Source organism: Alicyclobacillus acidiphilus NBRC 100859 (genome assembly GCF_001544355.1).
GTDB classification, from domain to species: Bacteria; Bacillota; Bacilli; order Alicyclobacillales; family Alicyclobacillaceae; genus Alicyclobacillus; species Alicyclobacillus acidiphilus.
Genome location: NZ_BCQI01000002.1, coordinates 88,206 through 105,231, shown reverse-complemented (window position 1 = coordinate 105,231; position 17,026 = coordinate 88,206). Strand labels below are relative to the sequence as shown.

Below are 17,026 nucleotides of genomic sequence, written 5' to 3'. Positions count from 1 at the left end.
GCGTCTAGTTTCCCTTTTGAGGCTCTACACTAATCTTATATGCAGGCACGTCCAACACATTCGTAATTGATTCCACGATTTCCGATTTTGCCGTGAAAAAATTATCGGCGTTCACGGTCACCAGCACGCCGATCACCTGCGGCTGACTGGTCTTCCCAGACGAAGGGGTGGTCGTCACCATCACCGTGACCGCACGAATCCCCGCTATTTTTGATAGAATGCGCTCCAGTTGCGAGTCGTAATAGGTTTCGATCTCGGCAACCGAAGGCAACGGTGTCGTCGTCCCTCCGCCGCCTGTGCCGTTGGTCGTTCCGTTCATCCAATCGTCGACGTTCGCACCCGTGCCCAAGGTCGTCGTCGTGGCCGGATCCGCCCGTTTCGGCAGCAACGTGCTGACTGACAATAGGATCACGCCAAGGGCGGCGAGGAAAATGAGCCATTTCTGTTTGGCCAAGCGCTGCCAATCCATGTCAAGTCCCTCCGTCGACTGTGACAACCACCTGTGCCGGGCGGATCGCCAACAGGTCGCAAATCGCGTCTGTCACATCGTCCTCAGTCGTCTTTCCACCGCCGTCGAGCCTGACTCGAATCAACATGTCGGACGGCGTCATGGCGTTTTCGATCTCGATGGACGAAATATCATTTCGCAGCGCGGCAGGCAGCGTGGAGCGCAGCGACGCCGCGACGAGCCGATCCGCCGACGTTTCTTCCTCGTGATCGAGCGTCTGCTGGTAGCTCGTCTCAAGCGACGCCGACGACGGCGTCGCTGGCGCGGCGGGAGCACCTTGAAAGAGGCTCGCCGCAGTGCTGGCCAACGCCTTCGCGGACTGTCCCTTCAAAAGCGGAACGATGGGATTGATCATCGCCGCGATCATCGCCACGCCAAGCACTGCCCGCACGTACTTCTCCGTGGCGCGCGTCGGCAGAAGCATTTCCGCGACGATGCTGATGACCACGATGACAATCAATTGCGCCAACCAATGGCCCAATCCGCTCACGCCGTCATCACCGCCAGATTGGCCGACGCCAGCAGGATGCAAATCGCGATAAAGAACATCATCGCCACGGCGGCCACGCATCCAAAGACCAGCACCAGCGTCTTGCCGAGGGTGCCCAGACACGCGACCATCGGCGTTTCGCCAAGCGGCTGCATCAAGGCGGCGCTGCCTCCATACATGAGCGAAACAGCCAGGATCTTGATGGCCGGAAACACGGCGATAAGGCAAACGACAATGAGTCCTGCCACACCGACCGCGTTCTTGACCAGTAGCGACGCGCTCAACACGGTTTCAGCCGCATCCGAGATCGCCTTGCCGATCACGGGCACAAACGTCTGGACCCCGAATTTCATCGTGCGCAAAACGACCCCGTCAGCGATGCCCTTGCCCGCCCCTTGAATCGTCGTGATCCCGATAAACACCGCCAAGGCAAACCCCAAGGTCGCGACGCCGACGGATCGGAACAGTCCAGCGAGCCGCGTGAGTTGGTACCGTTCCGACAGCGTGCTGGTCAAGTCGAGGATCGCCGAGAAAAAGATGAGCGGAAACACGAGATAGAAGACCACATTGCTGACAAAATGAACGGTAAACAACAGCATCGGCTGAAAGAACGCGGCTGACGCGATGGAACCCGACGCGGCCAACAACGTGATGGTCAGCGGAACGGTCGCGAGCATGAAGTGGTTCATCGTCTCGATGGCGTGACGCGCGGCGCCGATCGTTTCAATGAACGAATGCGCGACCAGGGCCAACAGCGCGAAAAAGACCAGTAAATCGGCAATTTGGCTCACGGATTGCCGCTCGAAGGCGCCCTGCACCGACTTGAGAATCGCCGCGACGACCGAGAGAATGAGAATCGTCCCGAGCAAGCCGGCATCGTCGAACAACTCGTGAAAAAAGTACGCCGTGAGTCCATGGACAATCGACGACAAGCTTGGCCCTCCGTTGCCGAGCAACGCCTTCACCAGACTGCCGCCGGACAGGTCCGGCAAATAGCCACCGTACTCATTCTGCAAATCCTTCCAGTACTCATCGATATCTTTCGTTGGCAACGTGTCGAGCTGCGCTTGCGCGGCCTGTTGAATGGCGCTTCGCGTCGCGTTCTCACCTGCAATCCCCGACACACCAGCGGATCCCGTTGACGATGTTCCGCTCGCGGACGAATTCGCTGTCGCGACGGCGTTCGAGCTGTTCCACGTCCCGCCCTCGGCGTCCGCCGCGTGCACGGTGGAGATTCCAAATCCCAACAGGATACAGACCACAGCTCCTAGGATCACGAAGGGAATGATGCGCCTTCGCACGTCATTTCCTCCTCCCTACGGCAGCAAGTGGACGAGCGTCTGAACAACATCCGTGATCATGGGCAGCGCGAGTATGACAATGCCCACTTTGCCCGCGAGTTCAATCTTTCCGCCGAGGGCGCCCTCACCCGCGTCGCGGGCCACCTGCGCCGCGAATTCGACGACGTAGGCAATGCCGATGATCTTGAGAACGGTCGACAAAAACGTTTGGTTCAGCTTCGCCATGCTGGCGATTCCGTCAAGGCTCCGAAACACTCCGGTCATCGAGTGGACAACCATCCACAGGAGAACGGCGCCTGCCATAATGCTGATCAAGGTTGCGAACTGGGGCGATTGCTGGCGGATGACCGAGGACAGAATGGTCGCGGTCAACCCGATGCCTACCATTTGAAAGATGTGCATGTCCTCACCTACTGCAACAGAAAGACGCTGGTGATTTCGTTGTACAGGCGATCGACATAGCCGATGACGATCACGAAGACGGCGATAAAACCAGCAAGCGTGGCCCAGTGCGCAAAGTCCTCTTTGCCACTCTGTTTGAGAACCGTATGAAAGATGGCCGCAATGAACCCAACGGCAAAAATCCGAAAAATATCGCGAATCTCCGGTGACACGCTGTCGCCTCCAATCTCAACAACGATCCGCACCCGTTGCCGAACCACTCGGCCTGACGGTCAGCTGGATGGTCTGTGGTACCCCGTGAACCTCAATACAATAAGATGACGAGCATCACACCAGCCAGGATGCCGAGGTATTGCCATAGCCTTGCCGTCTTGGCGGCTTCTTCGCGCGCGTCCTCCTCGGCTTGGCTGAGCGTGTCTGCGGCGAGTCCAAATTGCGATCGGAGGTGACGCGCGTCCATGGTCGAAAGCGAATTGGCGATGGCTTGAACAGGTTCCAAATCCGACGGGCGCAGCGCGCTCTGGCCGAGCACATCCGAGATGGCGCTGGAGAACGCCTGACCCACGTTCGATCCGTCCTGGCGAAGGTGTTCCGCGGCAGCGAGAAACAGTTTGCCGGACGTCCCTTCGCCCCGATGGCCGACTTCCGTCAACGCCTTCGGCAGCGGTCTGGCCTGAAACTCGATCTCTGCCTGAAGATGATTGAGCGCGGTCAACAAGCGGCGGATTTCGCGCGGTCGTTCGCGATAGGCAGCGGCCATTCGGAAGCCAATGGCCGTCGTCGACATCAACACCAGAAGCGATCCAACCAGTCTGAGCATGGACCCGGCCTCCTAGTGTGCGATCGGCCGCAAATCGCCATCGTACACGGCTTCGATGGTGCCTGGACCGCGCCTGCGACTCAACACGACGTAACGCGAAAACGCCCCGGATTGAAACAGTTCGCCCATGTGCGGCCTGCGTCGCCATTCCTCCACGCTGTGGGCGTGCGCCGTCGCGATGACAAACACACCAGAATGCAGTGCTTCGAGGACCGCCAAAGCGTCCTCCTGCCGTCCGATCTCGTCGGTGACAATCAACTCAGGCGAAAGGCTCCGAATCGCCATCAACATGCCGTCGGCCTTGGGGCAAGCATCCAACACATCCACTCGCGGACCCAGGTCGAACTGTGGAATGCCGTCGATACAGCCGGCGATTTCGGAACGCTCGTCGACGACGACGACAGTAGCCGGAAATTCGCGTGGCACGACGCGATTGTCGCTCCACTGCTTGACGATGTCGCGCAACATGGTCGTCTTGCCACAGCGCGGAGGCGAAAGAATCAACGTGCTGTATGGCCGCCCAGTCTTCGGATGGGCGAGCACCCGTCGCAAAGGCGCCGAAATGCCCGGAAACTCGCGGGCAATGCGAATGTTGAGCGACGACACGTTGCGGATTGCCTTCACCCGGTTCCCTTCCCCAACCACGACCCGTCCGGCGACGCCAACACGATGCCCGCCAGGCATGGTAATGAACCCTCTGCGCATATCTTCCTCAACCGCATACATGGAAAACTGCGTGACCTGCTGAAGAATGTGGTCAAGTTGGATGGAGGACAGGATGATTGGCTCCCGTGTGGACGCGCCGGACGAACCGGCCCTCTCCAGCCGAAAACTGCCGCGGTTGCTGCGCAACTCGACTGGTTGGCCGACACGCAGCCGTATCTCCTCAACCTCCTGTTGCAGGCGGCTGTCGATGCAACGCAACGATTCGCGGACGTCGGTTGGCAGGATTGCCATCAACTCGCGCCAACTTCCGGTCCAAGGATCGGCTGCACTCGGCGGGATCGCCATAGTCTGTCCACCTCCTTCGCCTAGTGCATGTATATGGACATGTATTGAACGGTATGCGAATAATCGGATCCGCCGGAACGCAATCGCACCCAAGCGCATTCACTAGCTAAGAGGCTTGACGTGAGGAGGTTTCGTCGTGGACATATCCGTCATGATCCGCTGGATTGTCGTCTTCCTCATCATCTTTGTGCTCCTGATGGCGCTGGTGTTCAGCTTCATGAAGAAGAAGGCGTGAGGATTGCATTCCTTGCGAGGTGAACTAGGCTTTCGAGCCGTACAGGATGAAGGCGACGCCAACCAAAATAAAACCGATCCGCCACAATTTCACCTCGCCCGCAATCCCGGCGAGACCGATTGCCGTGACCGAGATGAGAATGAAAGGCCCCACAAGCGCCAACAATCCATTCACCTGCAACGCGCGGGGGACCGTACCCAAATACAGCATCGAGAGACCACCCAAAATCTCGAGGCTTCCGGACAAAAACCGGAGTGACGCCATAGCGTATACCAACTTGTCGACCACTTGAAACATGGGGATCGCCTCCTGGCCTTCTAGCTTGTACTCTATGCTTCCGGCAGGCCGTCCATGTCACAAAAAAAGGCTGTACCGACTGCCAGTTGGGCAAATCGGTACAGCCTTTTTGAAGTTGGCGGGTCTGACGCTGCGGCTTACGCGCGGGAAACGTACTGCCCCGACCGCGTGTCGATAATCAGTTTGTCGCCGACGTTGACGAAGAACGGAACTTGCAAGGTATAACCTGTTTCCACGGTGGCCGGTTTCGATCCGCCGGTCGCCGTATCGCCACGGACGCCCGGTTCCGTCTGGGTGACTTCGAGCTCAACCGTGTTCGGGAGATCGATACCGATGGATTCGCCCTGGTACATCACGATGTAGCAATTCATGTTTTCTTTCAAAAAGTTGACTTCGTAATCGAGTTGAGCGCGGCTGATGTTGATCTGCTCGAACGTTTCGGTATCCATGAACGTGTAGTTTTCACCGTCGTTGTACAGATACTGCATCTCGCGCGTCTCGATGCGCGCGCGCGCCACTTTTTCGCCAGCTCGGAACGTCTGCTCTTTGACGGCGCCGGTACGAACGTTCTTCAGCTTCGTGCGAACAAACGCCGCGCCCTTTCCCGGCTTGACGTGCATGAACTCGATCACGCGCCAAATCGCATTGTCGTATTCAATGGTGGTGCCTGTCCGAAAATCGTTGCTTGAGATCATCCATTACCCTCCAAAGTCGATATCCTTCATGGATTCAATTGACATAGCGCGATGGCTGCGTAACGATAACCATCCGTTCCCAAGCCGACAACCTGGCCTTGCACGACGTCAGCCAACACGAGCTGGTGTCGAAACGCTTCACGCTTATGCACGTTTGAAATGTGAACCTCGATGGTCGGTCTGTCGATATCCTCTAAACAGTCTCGCAAGGCGTACGCGTAATGGCCAAACGCCCCAGGATTGATGATGATCCCAAGCGCCTCTGGTCCATGCTGCTGCAAGAAATCGATCAGCTCGCCCTCATGATTGGATTGTTTATCTAAGACCTCCACGCCATACCCCTGTGCTGTCTCGCGAACGAGATCGACCACGTCTTGAAGCGTTCGCGTCCCGTAGGTATCGGGTTTGCGCACGCCCAACCGATTCAAGTTTGGCCCGTTGATCAACAATAGATAGGGATTTGGCACTGGCCATTCCTCCCATGTGTCCCAATCATTCTAGGCATAAAACCGCAATCATTGTATCACAGCGTCATAAATCCTTGCTATACTGGCTCTGGACGAAAGGAGGAACGCCAATGGAAATCTGGCTCATTCGTCACGGAGAGACAGATTGGAATGTGGAAGGACGCGTCCAAGGCTGGACGGACGTACCGTTGAACGATACCGGCAAAGAGCAAGCCGCACGGCTGGCGGCAAGTTTGCGCGGCGTTCCTGTGGATCACATGTACAGCAGCGATTTGACCCGAGCGTTTGATACGGCGAAGTGCATCGCGGCCGTGACCGGCGCCGACATCACGACGACGCCCGACCTGCGGGAACAGTACTTCGGCCAAGCGGAGGGCCTGTTGCGCACCGAGAGCAACAAACGGTTCCCCAACGGCGCCCCGGATGCGGAATCGTCGCACGATATCGAGCAACGAGTGGCATCGTTTTTGACTGGCATCGGCCAGACCCATCACGAAGGACTCATCGTTTGCGCCACGCACGGCGGTGTCGTACGCGCCGCACTGCGCTGGCTTGGTCTGCAAGACGGCCCCATCGACAACACGAGCATTACCAAACTCGGCGTCGAAGACGGGACGTTCCGCGTCATCGCCGTGAACGAAACGCCCCACCTCGATTCAGACGCCCCATCAACCGCCGAAGGCATATCGTAACACTGGCGATCGCGCTGCCTTGACCTCGTCCAAACGGCCGACGATGGTCTCGTGCGGCGCGGTTTTCACGTATTCCGGCCGTTCCTCCGCCTCTCTGGCGACCTGCTTCATGATCTCGATGAACTGATCCAACGTTTCCTTGCTCTCGCATTCGGTCGGCTCAATCATCAAACACTCGTCGACAATCAGCGGGAAATAGATGGTCGGCGGATGAATGCCAAAATCGATCAAGCGCTTCGCGATATCCAGCGTCCGCACACCCAAGGCCTTCTGTTTCGATCCCGACAGGACAAATTCGTGCTTGCACGGTCCCGCAAACGGCGCTTCGTACGTGCCGCGAAGCTGCGACAGAAGGTAGTTTGCCGCGAGGACAGCGGATTCCGAGACGAGTTTCAACCCGTCCGGCCCCATGGTCCGGATATACGTGTAGGCCCTGACCAGTACCCCGAAATTGCCGAAAAAGCCCTTCACTTTGCCGATCGACAAAGGCCGATCCCAGTTCCACGTGTACCGGTTGTTGACGCGCTCCAACACCGGCTTCGGCAGATACGGTTCCAAGAACGACTTGACGCCCACGGGCCCGGCACCTGGTCCGCCGCCGCCATGCGGCGTCGAAAACGTCTTGTGCAGGTTCAGGTGAACCACGTCGAATCCCATATCGCCCGGGCGGGCGTATCCCAGAATCGCGTTCATGTTGGCCCCGTCGTAGTACAGGAGGCCTCCGGCTTCATGCACGATCTCGGCAATTTCGAGGATTTGCGACTCGAATAGGCCCAGCGTACTTGGATTCGTCAACATGAGCGCTGCTGTATCGTCGCCGACGACGCTGCGCAGCGCGTCCAAATCGACGGATCCGTCTTCCTTGGACGGGATCGTGATGGCCTTCAGTCCGGCCATACTGACGCTCGCGGGATTCGTCCCATGCGCCGAGTCCGGCACAATCACTTTATCGCGTCCGGTCTGCCCCTGGCGCTGATGGTACTCTCGAATCATCATCAGGCCTGTCCACTCGCCTTGGGCGCCAGCCGCAGGCTGTAAACTAACGGCATCCATGCCTGTGATGGCGGCGAGATCGGACTGCAGTTCATACAGCAGTTCGAGGGCGCCCTGCACCGTCTTTTCCGGCTGCAACGGGTGGATTCTGGCAAAGCCGTCGAGCCTCGCCGCCCGCTCGTTTCGCTTCGGATTGTATTTCATCGTGCACGAGCCAAGCGGATAAAATCCGCTGTCGACCCCGTGGTTCTTTTGCGACAGCGCGGTGAAGTGGCGGACGACGTCGAGTTCGCTCACCTCCGGCAGCCGTGGCGCTTCTTCGCGCACGAAACCTTGCAAATCGGCGAGATCCGCTTCCGGAACGTCGAGCGGCGGCAAGGCGTACGCGCGGCGTCCGGGGCGGCTCACCTCAAAAATGAATGGTTCTACGCCTTCTCTCTGGATGGTCACGCCAATACCTCCCTTAATGCTGCCACCAAGTCATCCAACTCACTGCGAGTCCGGACTTCCGTGACGGTCACCAGAACGCTGTCGCCCAACTGCGGATACGCGGCCGACAAATCAAAGCCGAACAGAAAACCCCGTTCCAGCAAGGCATCCTGAACATCCGCCACAGGTTTCGGCAAGTGCAGGACGAATTCGTTGAAGTACGGCGAAGAGAACACCCGCTCCACGCCGGGAAGTTCACAGAGACGGGTCTGCAGATAACGCGCCTTGTGGAGATTTTGTTCCGCCAGTTCGCGCATGCCGGCTTTGCCCATATACGACAAAAACACCGTCGCCGCGATCGCGCACAGCGATTGGTTGGAACAAATGTTCGACGTCGCCTTTTCTCGGCGGATGTGTTGTTCTCGGGCCTGCAGCGTCAGAACAAATCCCCTTCTGCCCTGGTTGTCCGTCGTCTCTCCCACGATTCGACCAGGCATCTTCCGCATCAGCGGCGCCTTCACGGCCATGATGCCAAGATAAGGTCCGCCGTAGGACAGGCTGTTGCCAAGCGATTGCCCTTCGGCCACGACGATGTCTGCGCCAAGACGCCCAGGCGCCTCGAGCAGGCCAAGCGCGATGGGGTACGTGTTGACCACGAGCAGAGCCGAAACCTGGTGCGCGACGTCGGCAATGTGGCGAACGTCCTCAATGACACCGAAAAAGTTCGGGTATTGAATCATGACGCCAGCGGTCGACTCGTCCACGGAATCTGCCAACGCGGCGAGATCCAATCGACCATTCTTTTGCGGCAGGTATACAATCTCAATTCCCTGACCGTCCGCATACGACTCGAGGACATGGCGGTACTCGGGATTGACGCTGTCCGCGACAACGAGACGGTTCCGTTTGGTGTGAGCGCACGCGACGAGACCAGCCTCCGCGAACGCCGTCGGGCCGTCGTACATGCTGGCGTTTGCCAAGTCCGTTCCGGTCAGTTCGGCGATCATCGTTTGGTACTCAAACGTTGCTTGCAGAAGGCCCTGACTCATTTCCGGCTGATAAGGCGTGTACGACGTGTAGAACTCCGATCTGCTGATGATGGCGTCGACGACGCTCGGCTGATAGTGCTCATAGGCGCCGGCGCCGAGAAAGCTGACCACTTTTCCCATGTGTTCGTTCCGATTCGCCAGTCTCTCCAAATGCCTGCCCAAGGCCAGTTCAGACATCGCTGGCGGCACCGCAAGCGGTTCTTGAAGCCGAATTTGCGATGGAATATCGGAGAACAGCGCTTCTGTGTCAGTCAGTCCAAGCGCTTGCAACATCTCTTGACGATCTTTGTCCGTATGTGGAATGTATCCGAAGCGATTCAATGATTGACCCCTCTTTTCACGAGGTTGCGTTTGTAGAAAGGCGTTTTGACGACCGTCATCGGGTGGCGCTTGCCGCGAATCTCGACTTCGAGCGTCTCGCCAATGCTTGCGCAGTCGCTGTCGACAAGCGCAAGCGCGATAGGTTTTTGCAGGGTCGGGGACATCGTGCCCGACGTGACTTCACCCACCTGCTGATCTCCGCGGAACACGGGATAACCCGTTCGCGCGATGCCGCGGCCGACACTCTCCAGTCCAACCAGTTTGCGGGGAACGCCGCTTTCCTTCTGCGCGGCAAGTGCCGCCCGCCCGACAAAGTCGCCTTTGTCCAGTTTGACAAACATGCCGAGTCCCGCTTCCAAGGGCGTCACGTCGCGCCTCAGATCGTTCCCGTACAACGGCAGACGCGCTTCCAAACGAAGCGTGTCGCGGGCTCCCAGGCCGCACGGTTCGGCGCCAAGCGCGATCAGCCTGTCAAACACCTTGGCGGCGCTGGCTGAAGGGAGATAGATTTCAAATCCGTCCTCCCCGGTATAGCCTGTCCGCGACAGGATCGCTCCCTCGCCGTCGATGTGACCGCGGACAAACGAAAACGGACGGACGTCCTGCAGCGACCTGTTTGTAAGTTGTTCTACCATCTCCGCGGCGGCTGGACCTTGTACCGCAAGCAACGCGGTTTCATCGGACAAGTCGCGGATGGTCACTTGAAATCCTTCCGCATGCGATTGCACCCAGGCAAGGTCGGCGGCGATATTGCTGGCGTTGACGACGAGCCAGTATAATTCCGGCGCCAATTGGTACACTAGCAAATCGTCCACGATGCCGCCGCGATCGTCCGTCATCAGCGTATACATCGCGTCCTGATCGCCCAACCGGTTCACATCGTTGGTCACTACATATTGCACAAACGCACGGGCATCCGGACCGCTGATTTCGATCTCGCCCATGTGTGAAACATCGAAGACACCTGCATGTGTGCGGACAGCGTGATGTTCTTTCACGATGCCTGCGTATTGGACAGGCATCTCCCAGCCGTGGAAGTCGATGACTTTTGCGCCCAGCCGAAGATGACTGTCGTAGAGCGGCGTCCGTTTGCCCATTCAAATCCCCGCTTTCCTTCGTGACAACCATAGAGCGATGAAAGATTACACGTTACTTGTCACATACTACATGACGCGTGAAGAGAGAGACAAGCGCCTCAAGGGGGATTCCTTGTGAACAAACCGTTGCAGAGCACCATCGCGTCGCCGGTGAACGCCGCATCGTCGCTGGTTCGCCGCGATTCGGAGGTCCCAATCGTCTGGACTGGCATACCTGTCGAAGAAAGCATCGAGTCGATGGTCCACGCCGGGAGGCAATTCGACGAACGCTCGTGGCACCTGTTTCAGTTGTGCGCCATCGCGACCAGGGCCAAAATGGCGCCGACGTTCGAGGAAATGTTGGCCATCGAGCACGTTCAAGGTTTCGTACCGCTGCCGCATCAGGTGGAAACGGCAAAACGCGTGGTACGGGAACTGCGCGGGCGCGCCATCCTAGCTGATGAGGTCGGCTTGGGAAAGACCATCGAAGCCGGCCTCATCCTCAAGGAGTACCTGCTTCGCGGCCTGGTGAAAAAAGCGTTGATCTTGGTGCCGGCGTCCCTCGTCTTGCAGTGGACGAAGGAATTGAACGACAAGTTTCGAATCGATGCGACCCCGCAGCGCGACGAGTGGTCCTGGGAGAACGACATCGTCGTCGGTTCGCTCGATACCGCCAAACGACCGCCCCACCGCGAGGTGGTACTGAACCAAAGCTGGGACATGGTGATCATCGATGAAGCGCACAAGCTGAAAAACCAACGAACCAAGAACTGGCAGATGGCGAACGAAATTCCAAGCAAATATCTGCTGCTGCTGACCGCCACTCCGATGCAAAATCAACTCAAGGAGCTGCACACGCTGGTCACTTTGCTCCGTCCGGGACATCTCGGCAGCGCGTCGCAGTTCGCCGCTGAGCACATGGCGGATCGACGAACGGCAAAAGATGCCAACAAACTGCGCGAAACGGTGTCCGATATCATGATTCGCAACCGTCGATCGGAAGGCGGCGCGCGTTTGCCAAAACGCCATGTCCAGGTCGTCGAGCTGGAGCTGTCGGAACCGGAGAGAGTGTTTTACGATCGCGTCCAATCGCTGTTGAAACGCGAATACGAAGAGCGCATGTCGATGCATGTGTCGATTCTGCCGCTGTTGACGCTGCAGCGCGAGATCTGCAGTTCATCCTACGCGGCGCTGATATCGCTTGAGAAGATGTTGAAACGAACGCAGCGGGCGGATCGACAGCAGCAACTTGCCGAGTTGATCGATCTCGGCAGCAAGATTCCGGAGTACACGAAGATTACGCGCGTGATGGAACTGCTCGACCAGTTTGACGACAAATGCATCATCTTCACCGAGTACCGGGCGACGCAGGATTTCATCATGTACATGCTGAAAAAGCGGGGCATCTCCGCCGTTCCCTTTCGCGGTGGGTTCAAGCGCGGCAAGAAGGACTGGATGAAAGAACTGTTCTCGCGCAAAACGCGCGTGCTTGTCGCGACCGAATCCGGCGGCGAAGGTATCAACCTGCAGTTCTGCCATTATATGATCAATTACGACTTGCCATGGAATCCCATGCGCTTGGAACAACGGATCGGCCGCATTCACCGTTTGGGGCAGACAAACGAATGCCACGTGTTCAACCTTGCGACCAAAGACACGATTGAACAGCACATTGTCCATATCCTGTACGAAAAGGTGAGGATGTTCGAAAGCGTGATCGGCACACTCGACGACATCGTCAGCGACGTTCGCTACGACGCGTGGGAGAAAAAGGTGTTCGAAGCGACGATGACCAGCAGTTCCCACCAAGAGCTTGGCACCAAGCTGAAGAACTTGGATTGGGCAAGCGTGACAAATGGCAAGGGACGGTGATGGATGTGCAGCATCCGCTGCGAACAGATGAGGAACGTCTCAAATTTTGCGATGTCTACTTTGACGCCGTTGGAGCCGAGCGGACCGTGGAACGTCCGATGTATCGGGAGTATGTGCTGCCGCGGGATGTGGACAAGGAGCTGACCGACCGTCCCTTTTACTGGCTGTGGGTGGAGCGGACCAACCAGCACGTCGAGCCGACCACGCTGCGCCTCGCTTTCAGCGACGAAGCGAAGCAGCGGGAAGACGCCCGCCTGGTGGAAGAACACCAACAAATGTTGGCGGCGCAGCAACAGCCGACCGGCTATGACATTCTCTTTCGCAAACCGAAGCAAACGGAGCGAATCGACCTAGGCTGCTTTCGCCTGGAAAAGCTGTTCGACAGTGTCCGAGAGCGCGGAAAGACAGTCTCTGTCTGTCCGGCCCAAGCTCCCGAAGGCGCTGTCCACGTGCCATGGATGATGCTGAACGGACTGATTCAACAAGTGACGGATTCGGTCTCGGAAGAATGGTTTTCGGTCGGCATCTGTCTCGCAAATCTGCAAGTTGAATTCAACTTCTACGACAAAATAGCCCACATCCCGATGCGGGGGTGTGCGCCAAGCCGTGTACTTGGCGGCGCGAAACACACTGCGGCGGAAGCTGTCCAGCGGGCCAAGGCGGCATTGGAGAAGCAAATCGCGCAGAAAGACCACCACTGGGCGGAAGAAGCGCGCGAGCGGCTGATGGACGACTTGGCCCAACTGGACACCTACTACAGCAGCATGCGGCATGAGGACGATCCCGAGCGACAGGCCGCGATGGAGCGAGAGCATCAGCGCAAACGAGAACAGTTGATTGCCAAGAGTACGCCGCGCATCGCAATCCAGTTGTCGCAAATCGGGATCGTCGGACTGCCGCTGGTCAGGTGAGTGTCTTCAGGTGATTCTGTCGCGCGTCGACGCCGTCCATCTTCACCAAAATCGACATATTCATCACCCGCGATCGCAACGGCGCAACCGAGTCATTGACGTCCTCCCCGCCCTTGCGATACGCGTCAGGGGGGCTGTAATTGCTCGTAAACCACGTCGAAAGCTTCGCATGGAAGCGATGGTTGATCACCCGGAACAACTTCTCCAAGGTAAAATCGTTCGCGCGTTCTTGCGCAAATTCATCGATGCCGAGTACAGGAACGGTCGATAACGTCTCCAAAAATGGCTCCAGGTCCCTGCCGTCGGCCAGCATGTGCCGCATCTGATCGAACAGCGAATCCGAACGAACGACCAAACTGGGGACGCCGCGTTCGCGCAGTTGATGAAACACGGCGAACATCAAGTGTGTCTTGCCCACCCCAGGCGGCCCAAACAGATAAAGACCAGCCGAATCCTTTCGATCCGAGTTTGGGCGGTAGTCTCGGGCGAACTGTTGAGCGTATCGCAGGACTTTGGGATAACGGCGCGCCTGTTCCGCCGGGAAGTTGGCGAATTGAAACGCGTCGTCGAGTTCCGTCGTCCCGATTGCGTTCATCAGTCGCTGCAGACGGTGCCGATCCATGAACTCGTGAAAAGGCTCGCACCGGGCAACACCGACGGTCACACCGGTCGGAGTCGGTTCCAAAACTTGCACGAAACCTTTCATGTCGCCCTGTTTGCCGCACGTGGCGAAGCCTGTGCAACGGCGGCAAATCTCTTTTTGGCGGATGTACTCCAGAAGCATGGCGCGATGCCGTTCGATATAAGCATCAGAGAGGTTCAAATTGTCGAGCTCCGGAATTCGATCTCGAAAATAGCGAACATCGTATGCTCGATCATGTCCTTGGAACCGCTTCGGAAACACGCTCTGAATGTGATCCATTCGGAACACCTCCTCATATCGACGCGGTGCGCTCGACAATAGACTGGGCGATTTCGTCAACGGTCAAGTCGTCCACATCCACCTGGCATGAAGCCACTTCCTCATACCAGTCGGAACGTTCCTTGAGCAGGCGTTCGACGTTCTGCCGCGGATTCGATCCTCGCAAAAGCGGACGGTCCGTCCCGTCCCGTTTCAACCTGTCCATAATTGTATCGACACTGGCGCGCAGATAGACAGTGAAAAAAGATTTCCTCAATAGGTCGCGGTTGGCCAATCGAATCACGGCGCCTCCACCCGTTGACAGAACCATGGGCTCTCGCGTGTCCGCGCAATGTGTCAACGCGCGGCATTCCCAATCACGAAACACCGTCTCGCCAAACTTGGAAAAAAGTTCAGGTATGGTGAAATTGGCCATGCGTTCGATCTCGCGGTCGAGATCGACAAACTCCACGTGGAGCGTATTGGCAAGCGCTCGTCCAACCGTCGACTTGCCGCTCGCCATAAAGCCGACCAACGCGATCTTGCGGTGCGCTGCGATGTCAATCACCTCGTCATGCCAGGTCCGTTGTCCTGCCATGCGGACACTTTATGAGCGATTGTATCATACGTGAAGGAGATCGTGTCAGAGACATCGCCAAGTTGCGCCTGAACCTGCACCGCGTCGAGCCCCTTTGCGTTGATACTGGATCCTACCGCGAGGTCGTATCCGTCCCACGACCAAGATTGGACGGTTGGAGAGGCCCCGGACGCGTAACCCTCGACAATAGTCTTGGCGACGCTCCTTGCAACCGACGAACACTTTTGATAGGACATCGATCGCTCGGAAGTGATGAAGGACAGCCGCGCCACGTAGACCAGAACGGTGCATAAGGCGGCGACGGCGACCACAATCAACATCACGTAAATCAAGACTGTCCCATCGCTTCTCCGAGCAAACATCGAACCGTGACTTCCTTCCCGTTCAGCCATGTCGCAGTGACGTTCACGATCCCATCGTCGACCGATGCCTGAACGGACTTCACGTGGGCCGATATCACTGCGGTGCCGCCGCCAGCCTGGCTGCGGATCAATTGATTGCTCGAGTTGACGAAGTAGGTGTATTGGACACCGGACATTTCTTGCAACACGAGTTCCGACAGAAACACTGAACCACCGTTCGCGGCGTGGACGTCCATCTCGACCGTTCGGACAAGATTGTCGACCATCGATGTCGACTCCAGCTGGTCGCTCAACTGAAGGTAGACCAGTCTGCAATTGACGAACATCGCGCCAATGACTGTAAGGACGACCGTCGAAATGGCGCACGCCACGACCACCTCAATGAGTGAGAAAGCCGACTGGGCACTCTGGGATGTCCACCTCGTCCATCGTTTCATCTGACCCGGCAGTCCCGATTTGAATGGCGAACGCGTTCGGGCACACATCCGTGGTATTGAGCTTGCTGACGGTCTGCAGACGGTAACTCACCCCTTCCTCGCCGACCAGCGAGGGCACGTTCTGTCCAGCGAGCCAAGCGTCGGAGGCGGAGCCCAGCGCGACGGCGGCTCCGTCAACGGCTTGCGCTCGCGCGACCGCGGCCAACGCGTTGGTCTCCGCCATATAGACGAACGGCAACGCGATCACAACCACAGCGACGCACACAATGCACTCCCACAGGTTCATCCGGTCAACCATCCCGCCATTTGGAGTCCCGCCCCCATGTAGAGGTGTATATCCCGCTCGATCACGCCGTTGGTCAGCTTGATGGTGCCCGCGACCTGCGAGTCTCCAAGGTCGTCGTAGTTGATGGTTCGCTCCGGCAATTGCAAGTAGCCGTCCACGTATTGAGTCCCCTGAAGAAACCCGTCATTGGCAATCGTGGTCGTGCCATGTGTCAGGTGGTAGTTCGAATCGAACGGATCCAACCAGACAGACGCATATTGGGTGCTTGTGGCCGCGTAATTCTGGACCAGCCTCAGCTGTTCCAGCAGTTTCAACGCCGACGCGTCCAGATTGGCGTCGCGAACCACGCCGAACCCCAGCGAAGCGGCGCTTGCGAACAGCATGCCGGACAAGGCGAGGGCAACCATGATTTCGAGCAAGGTGAATCCGCGCTGACGAGATCGACGTGGTTCCTGTACCATCCAGCCTGTGCTACGAGCCACTTTGGGAGCCTCCGGAGGCGCACGTCACCGAAATATTGTCCGGACTCGGATCGACGATGTTGTAAGCGCCGGACAGGGCGTCGTTCGACAGCAGTTGCTCCGATACCAACGTTTGCAACTGTTCCGCCGAACTGCCGGTTGGAAGCGCTTGATGCAGCAAGTTGTATTCTGCCAACGCGGCCGAAATGGTTCGAATATTCCCTTGACACGCCGTATCCTGCGCCTTCGTCGACGCGTTCATCAACTGCGGCGTGATGAGGCTGATCATGATTGCGACGATGACGACGGCAACCATCAATTCCAACAAGCTGAATCCGTTTCTTTCAACCCGCTTGACGCGCGTCGCGCCGACGGCTTTGACGTACGGATGTTCACCATCCATGCCGATGCC

At 57.7% G+C, this 17,026-nt stretch carries 23 protein-coding genes; 3 read left to right on the top strand and 20 right to left on the bottom strand.

The genetic code is table 11. From position 1 onward, the window contains the following. Positions 1–4: 4 nt before the first annotated feature. The 10 genes from AAC01S_RS01505 to AAC01S_RS01460 all read right to left on the bottom strand — a co-directional run bounded on the left by AAC01S_RS01505 (position 5) and on the right by AAC01S_RS01460 (position 6,226). Complete coding sequence (locus AAC01S_RS01505) at positions 5–469, bottom strand: SpoIIIAG-related protein (RefSeq protein WP_067617638.1); 465 nt, start codon at positions 467–469, stop codon at positions 5–7. A gap of 1 nt (position 470) precedes the next feature. Then, positions 471–998 carry a stage III sporulation protein AF gene (locus tag AAC01S_RS01500; protein ID WP_067617635.1) on the bottom strand — a complete coding sequence of 176 codons (528 nt, stop codon included), beginning with the start codon at positions 996–998 and terminating at the stop codon, positions 471–473. Beyond that, positions 995–2,299: a stage III sporulation protein AE gene (gene spoIIIAE, locus AAC01S_RS01495; RefSeq protein ID WP_245630012.1), complete on the bottom strand. Its 1,305-nt coding sequence runs from the start codon at positions 2,297–2,299 to the stop codon at positions 995–997. Before spoIIIAE ends, AAC01S_RS01500 begins: the two co-directional genes overlap by 4 nt. A gap of 15 nt (positions 2,300–2,314) precedes the next feature. Next, positions 2,315–2,701 (bottom strand): stage III sporulation protein AD, encoded by a 387-nt coding sequence (spoIIIAD, locus tag AAC01S_RS01490; RefSeq protein ID WP_067617632.1) that lies wholly within the window; start codon positions 2,699–2,701, stop codon positions 2,315–2,317. Between the two features lie 8 nt (positions 2,702–2,709). Then, positions 2,710–2,913: a stage III sporulation protein AC gene (gene spoIIIAC, locus AAC01S_RS01485; RefSeq protein ID WP_067617629.1), complete on the bottom strand. Its 204-nt coding sequence runs from the start codon at positions 2,911–2,913 to the stop codon at positions 2,710–2,712. Positions 2,914–3,005: 92 nt separating this feature from the next. Continuing rightward, positions 3,006–3,521 carry a stage III sporulation protein SpoIIIAB gene (gene spoIIIAB, locus AAC01S_RS01480; protein ID WP_067617626.1) on the bottom strand — a complete coding sequence of 172 codons (516 nt, stop codon included), beginning with the start codon at positions 3,519–3,521 and terminating at the stop codon, positions 3,006–3,008. A 12-nt stretch (positions 3,522–3,533) separates the two neighbouring features. Further along, positions 3,534–4,532: a stage III sporulation protein AA gene (spoIIIAA, locus tag AAC01S_RS01475; protein ID WP_067617623.1), complete on the bottom strand. Its 999-nt coding sequence runs from the start codon at positions 4,530–4,532 to the stop codon at positions 3,534–3,536. 259 nt (positions 4,533–4,791) lie between these two features. Continuing rightward, entirely contained in the window at positions 4,792–5,064 is a 273-nt protein-coding gene (locus tag AAC01S_RS01470) for a YqhV family protein (RefSeq protein ID WP_245630011.1), read from the bottom strand. A 137-nt stretch (positions 5,065–5,201) separates the two neighbouring features. After that, positions 5,202–5,759, bottom strand: a complete 558-nt coding sequence (gene efp / locus AAC01S_RS01465) for an elongation factor P (RefSeq protein WP_067617620.1) — start codon at positions 5,757–5,759, stop codon at positions 5,202–5,204. Positions 5,760–5,785: 26 nt separating this feature from the next. Then, positions 5,786–6,226, bottom strand: coding sequence for a type II 3-dehydroquinate dehydratase (locus AAC01S_RS01460; RefSeq protein WP_067617612.1), 441 nt, complete (start codon positions 6,224–6,226; stop codon positions 5,786–5,788). Between the two features lie 110 nt (positions 6,227–6,336). Here AAC01S_RS01460 and AAC01S_RS01455 point away from each other — a divergent pair, with 110 nt between their 5' ends. Continuing rightward, positions 6,337–6,918: a histidine phosphatase family protein gene (locus tag AAC01S_RS01455; protein WP_067617609.1), complete on the top strand. Its 582-nt coding sequence runs from the start codon at positions 6,337–6,339 to the stop codon at positions 6,916–6,918. Here the strand turns inward: AAC01S_RS01455 and gcvPB are convergent. The 3 genes from gcvPB to gcvT are packed head-to-tail and all read right to left on the bottom strand — an operon-like array spanning position 6,895 to position 10,807. Next, positions 6,895–8,361 (bottom strand): aminomethyl-transferring glycine dehydrogenase subunit GcvPB, encoded by a 1,467-nt coding sequence (gene gcvPB / locus AAC01S_RS01450; RefSeq protein WP_067617606.1) that lies wholly within the window; start codon positions 8,359–8,361, stop codon positions 6,895–6,897. The genes AAC01S_RS01455 and gcvPB overlap by 24 nt on opposite strands. Then, positions 8,358–9,710, bottom strand: coding sequence for an aminomethyl-transferring glycine dehydrogenase subunit GcvPA (gene gcvPA, locus AAC01S_RS01445; protein ID WP_067617603.1), 1,353 nt, complete (start codon positions 9,708–9,710; stop codon positions 8,358–8,360). The genes gcvPB and gcvPA overlap by 4 nt, the downstream gene beginning before the upstream one ends. Next, positions 9,707–10,807 (bottom strand): glycine cleavage system aminomethyltransferase GcvT, encoded by a 1,101-nt coding sequence (gcvT, locus tag AAC01S_RS01440; RefSeq protein WP_067617600.1) that lies wholly within the window; start codon positions 10,805–10,807, stop codon positions 9,707–9,709. Before gcvT ends, gcvPA begins: the two co-directional genes overlap by 4 nt. 114 nt (positions 10,808–10,921) lie before the next feature. On the opposite strand from gcvT, the gene AAC01S_RS01435 reads away from it, so the two are divergent. Both AAC01S_RS01435 and AAC01S_RS01430 read left to right on the top strand, forming a co-directional pair. Then, positions 10,922–12,658, top strand: a complete 1,737-nt coding sequence (locus AAC01S_RS01435; protein ID WP_245630010.1) for a DEAD/DEAH box helicase — start codon at positions 10,922–10,924, stop codon at positions 12,656–12,658. Then, positions 12,625–13,569: a YqhG family protein gene (locus tag AAC01S_RS01430; protein ID WP_067617598.1), complete on the top strand. Its 945-nt coding sequence runs from the start codon at positions 12,625–12,627 to the stop codon at positions 13,567–13,569. Before AAC01S_RS01435 ends, AAC01S_RS01430 begins: the two co-directional genes overlap by 34 nt. On the opposite strand, the gene zapE is transcribed toward AAC01S_RS01430, so the two are convergent. Genes zapE through AAC01S_RS01395 form a run of 7 tightly spaced genes read right to left on the bottom strand, consistent with a single transcriptional unit; the run spans position 13,562 to position 17,017 of the window. Continuing rightward, positions 13,562–14,491, bottom strand: a complete 930-nt coding sequence (gene zapE, locus AAC01S_RS01425; protein WP_067617595.1) for an AFG1/ZapE family ATPase — start codon at positions 14,489–14,491, stop codon at positions 13,562–13,564. The two genes, AAC01S_RS01430 and zapE, sit on opposite strands and share 8 nt — an antisense overlap. Positions 14,492–14,504: 13 nt before the next feature. Then, complete coding sequence (locus AAC01S_RS01420; protein WP_245630009.1) at positions 14,505–15,068, bottom strand: shikimate kinase; 564 nt, start codon at positions 15,066–15,068, stop codon at positions 14,505–14,507. After that, complete coding sequence (locus AAC01S_RS01415; protein WP_067617592.1) at positions 15,035–15,400, bottom strand: hypothetical protein; 366 nt, start codon at positions 15,398–15,400, stop codon at positions 15,035–15,037. The genes AAC01S_RS01420 and AAC01S_RS01415 overlap by 34 nt, the downstream gene beginning before the upstream one ends. Next, positions 15,397–15,867 carry a prepilin-type N-terminal cleavage/methylation domain-containing protein gene (locus tag AAC01S_RS01410; protein ID WP_502685978.1) on the bottom strand — a complete coding sequence of 157 codons (471 nt, stop codon included), beginning with the start codon at positions 15,865–15,867 and terminating at the stop codon, positions 15,397–15,399. The genes AAC01S_RS01415 and AAC01S_RS01410 overlap by 4 nt, the downstream gene beginning before the upstream one ends. Then, positions 15,809–16,153 (bottom strand): hypothetical protein, encoded by a 345-nt coding sequence (locus AAC01S_RS19130; protein WP_067617585.1) that lies wholly within the window; start codon positions 16,151–16,153, stop codon positions 15,809–15,811. The genes AAC01S_RS01410 and AAC01S_RS19130 overlap by 59 nt, the downstream gene beginning before the upstream one ends. Continuing rightward, positions 16,150–16,635: a type II secretion system protein gene (locus AAC01S_RS01400; RefSeq protein ID WP_245630008.1), complete on the bottom strand. Its 486-nt coding sequence runs from the start codon at positions 16,633–16,635 to the stop codon at positions 16,150–16,152. The genes AAC01S_RS19130 and AAC01S_RS01400 overlap by 4 nt, the downstream gene beginning before the upstream one ends. After that, positions 16,625–17,017 (bottom strand): type II secretion system protein, encoded by a 393-nt coding sequence (locus AAC01S_RS01395; protein WP_083511412.1) that lies wholly within the window; start codon positions 17,015–17,017, stop codon positions 16,625–16,627. The genes AAC01S_RS01400 and AAC01S_RS01395 overlap by 11 nt, the downstream gene beginning before the upstream one ends. Between the last annotated feature and the right edge of the window lie 9 nt (positions 17,018–17,026).

Bases quoted from the DNA above. Each gene is read 5' to 3' on its own strand.
- AAC01S_RS19130 (WP_067617585.1), bottom strand. From the start codon at position 16,153: ATGAACCTGTGGGAGTGCATTGTGTGCGTCGCTGTGGTTGTGATCGCG.
- gcvT (WP_067617600.1), bottom strand. From the start codon at position 10,807: ATGGGCAAACGGACGCCGCTCTACGACAGTCATCTTCGGCTGGGCGCA.
- spoIIIAB (WP_067617626.1), bottom strand. From the start codon at position 3,521: ATGCTCAGACTGGTTGGATCGCTTCTGGTGTTGATGTCGACGACGGCC.
- AAC01S_RS01470 (WP_245630011.1), bottom strand. From the start codon at position 5,064: ATGTTTCAAGTGGTCGACAAGTTGGTATACGCTATGGCGTCACTCCGG.
- efp (WP_067617620.1), bottom strand. From the start codon at position 5,759: ATGATCTCAAGCAACGATTTTCGGACAGGCACCACCATTGAATACGAC.
- AAC01S_RS01455 (WP_067617609.1), top strand. From the start codon at position 6,337: ATGGAAATCTGGCTCATTCGTCACGGAGAGACAGATTGGAATGTGGAA.
- AAC01S_RS01395 (WP_083511412.1), bottom strand. From the start codon at position 17,017: ATGGATGGTGAACATCCGTACGTCAAAGCCGTCGGCGCGACGCGCGTC.
- spoIIIAD (WP_067617632.1), bottom strand. From the start codon at position 2,701: ATGCACATCTTTCAAATGGTAGGCATCGGGTTGACCGCGACCATTCTG.
- spoIIIAA (WP_067617623.1), bottom strand. From the start codon at position 4,532: ATGGCGATCCCGCCGAGTGCAGCCGATCCTTGGACCGGAAGTTGGCGC.
- AAC01S_RS01410 (WP_502685978.1), bottom strand. From the start codon at position 15,867: ATGAAACGATGGACGAGGTGGACATCCCAGAGTGCCCAGTCGGCTTTC.
- AAC01S_RS01420 (WP_245630009.1), bottom strand. From the start codon at position 15,068: ATGGCAGGACAACGGACCTGGCATGACGAGGTGATTGACATCGCAGCG.
- AAC01S_RS01505 (WP_067617638.1), bottom strand. From the start codon at position 469: ATGGATTGGCAGCGCTTGGCCAAACAGAAATGGCTCATTTTCCTCGCC.
- zapE (WP_067617595.1), bottom strand. From the start codon at position 14,491: ATGGATCACATTCAGAGCGTGTTTCCGAAGCGGTTCCAAGGACATGAT.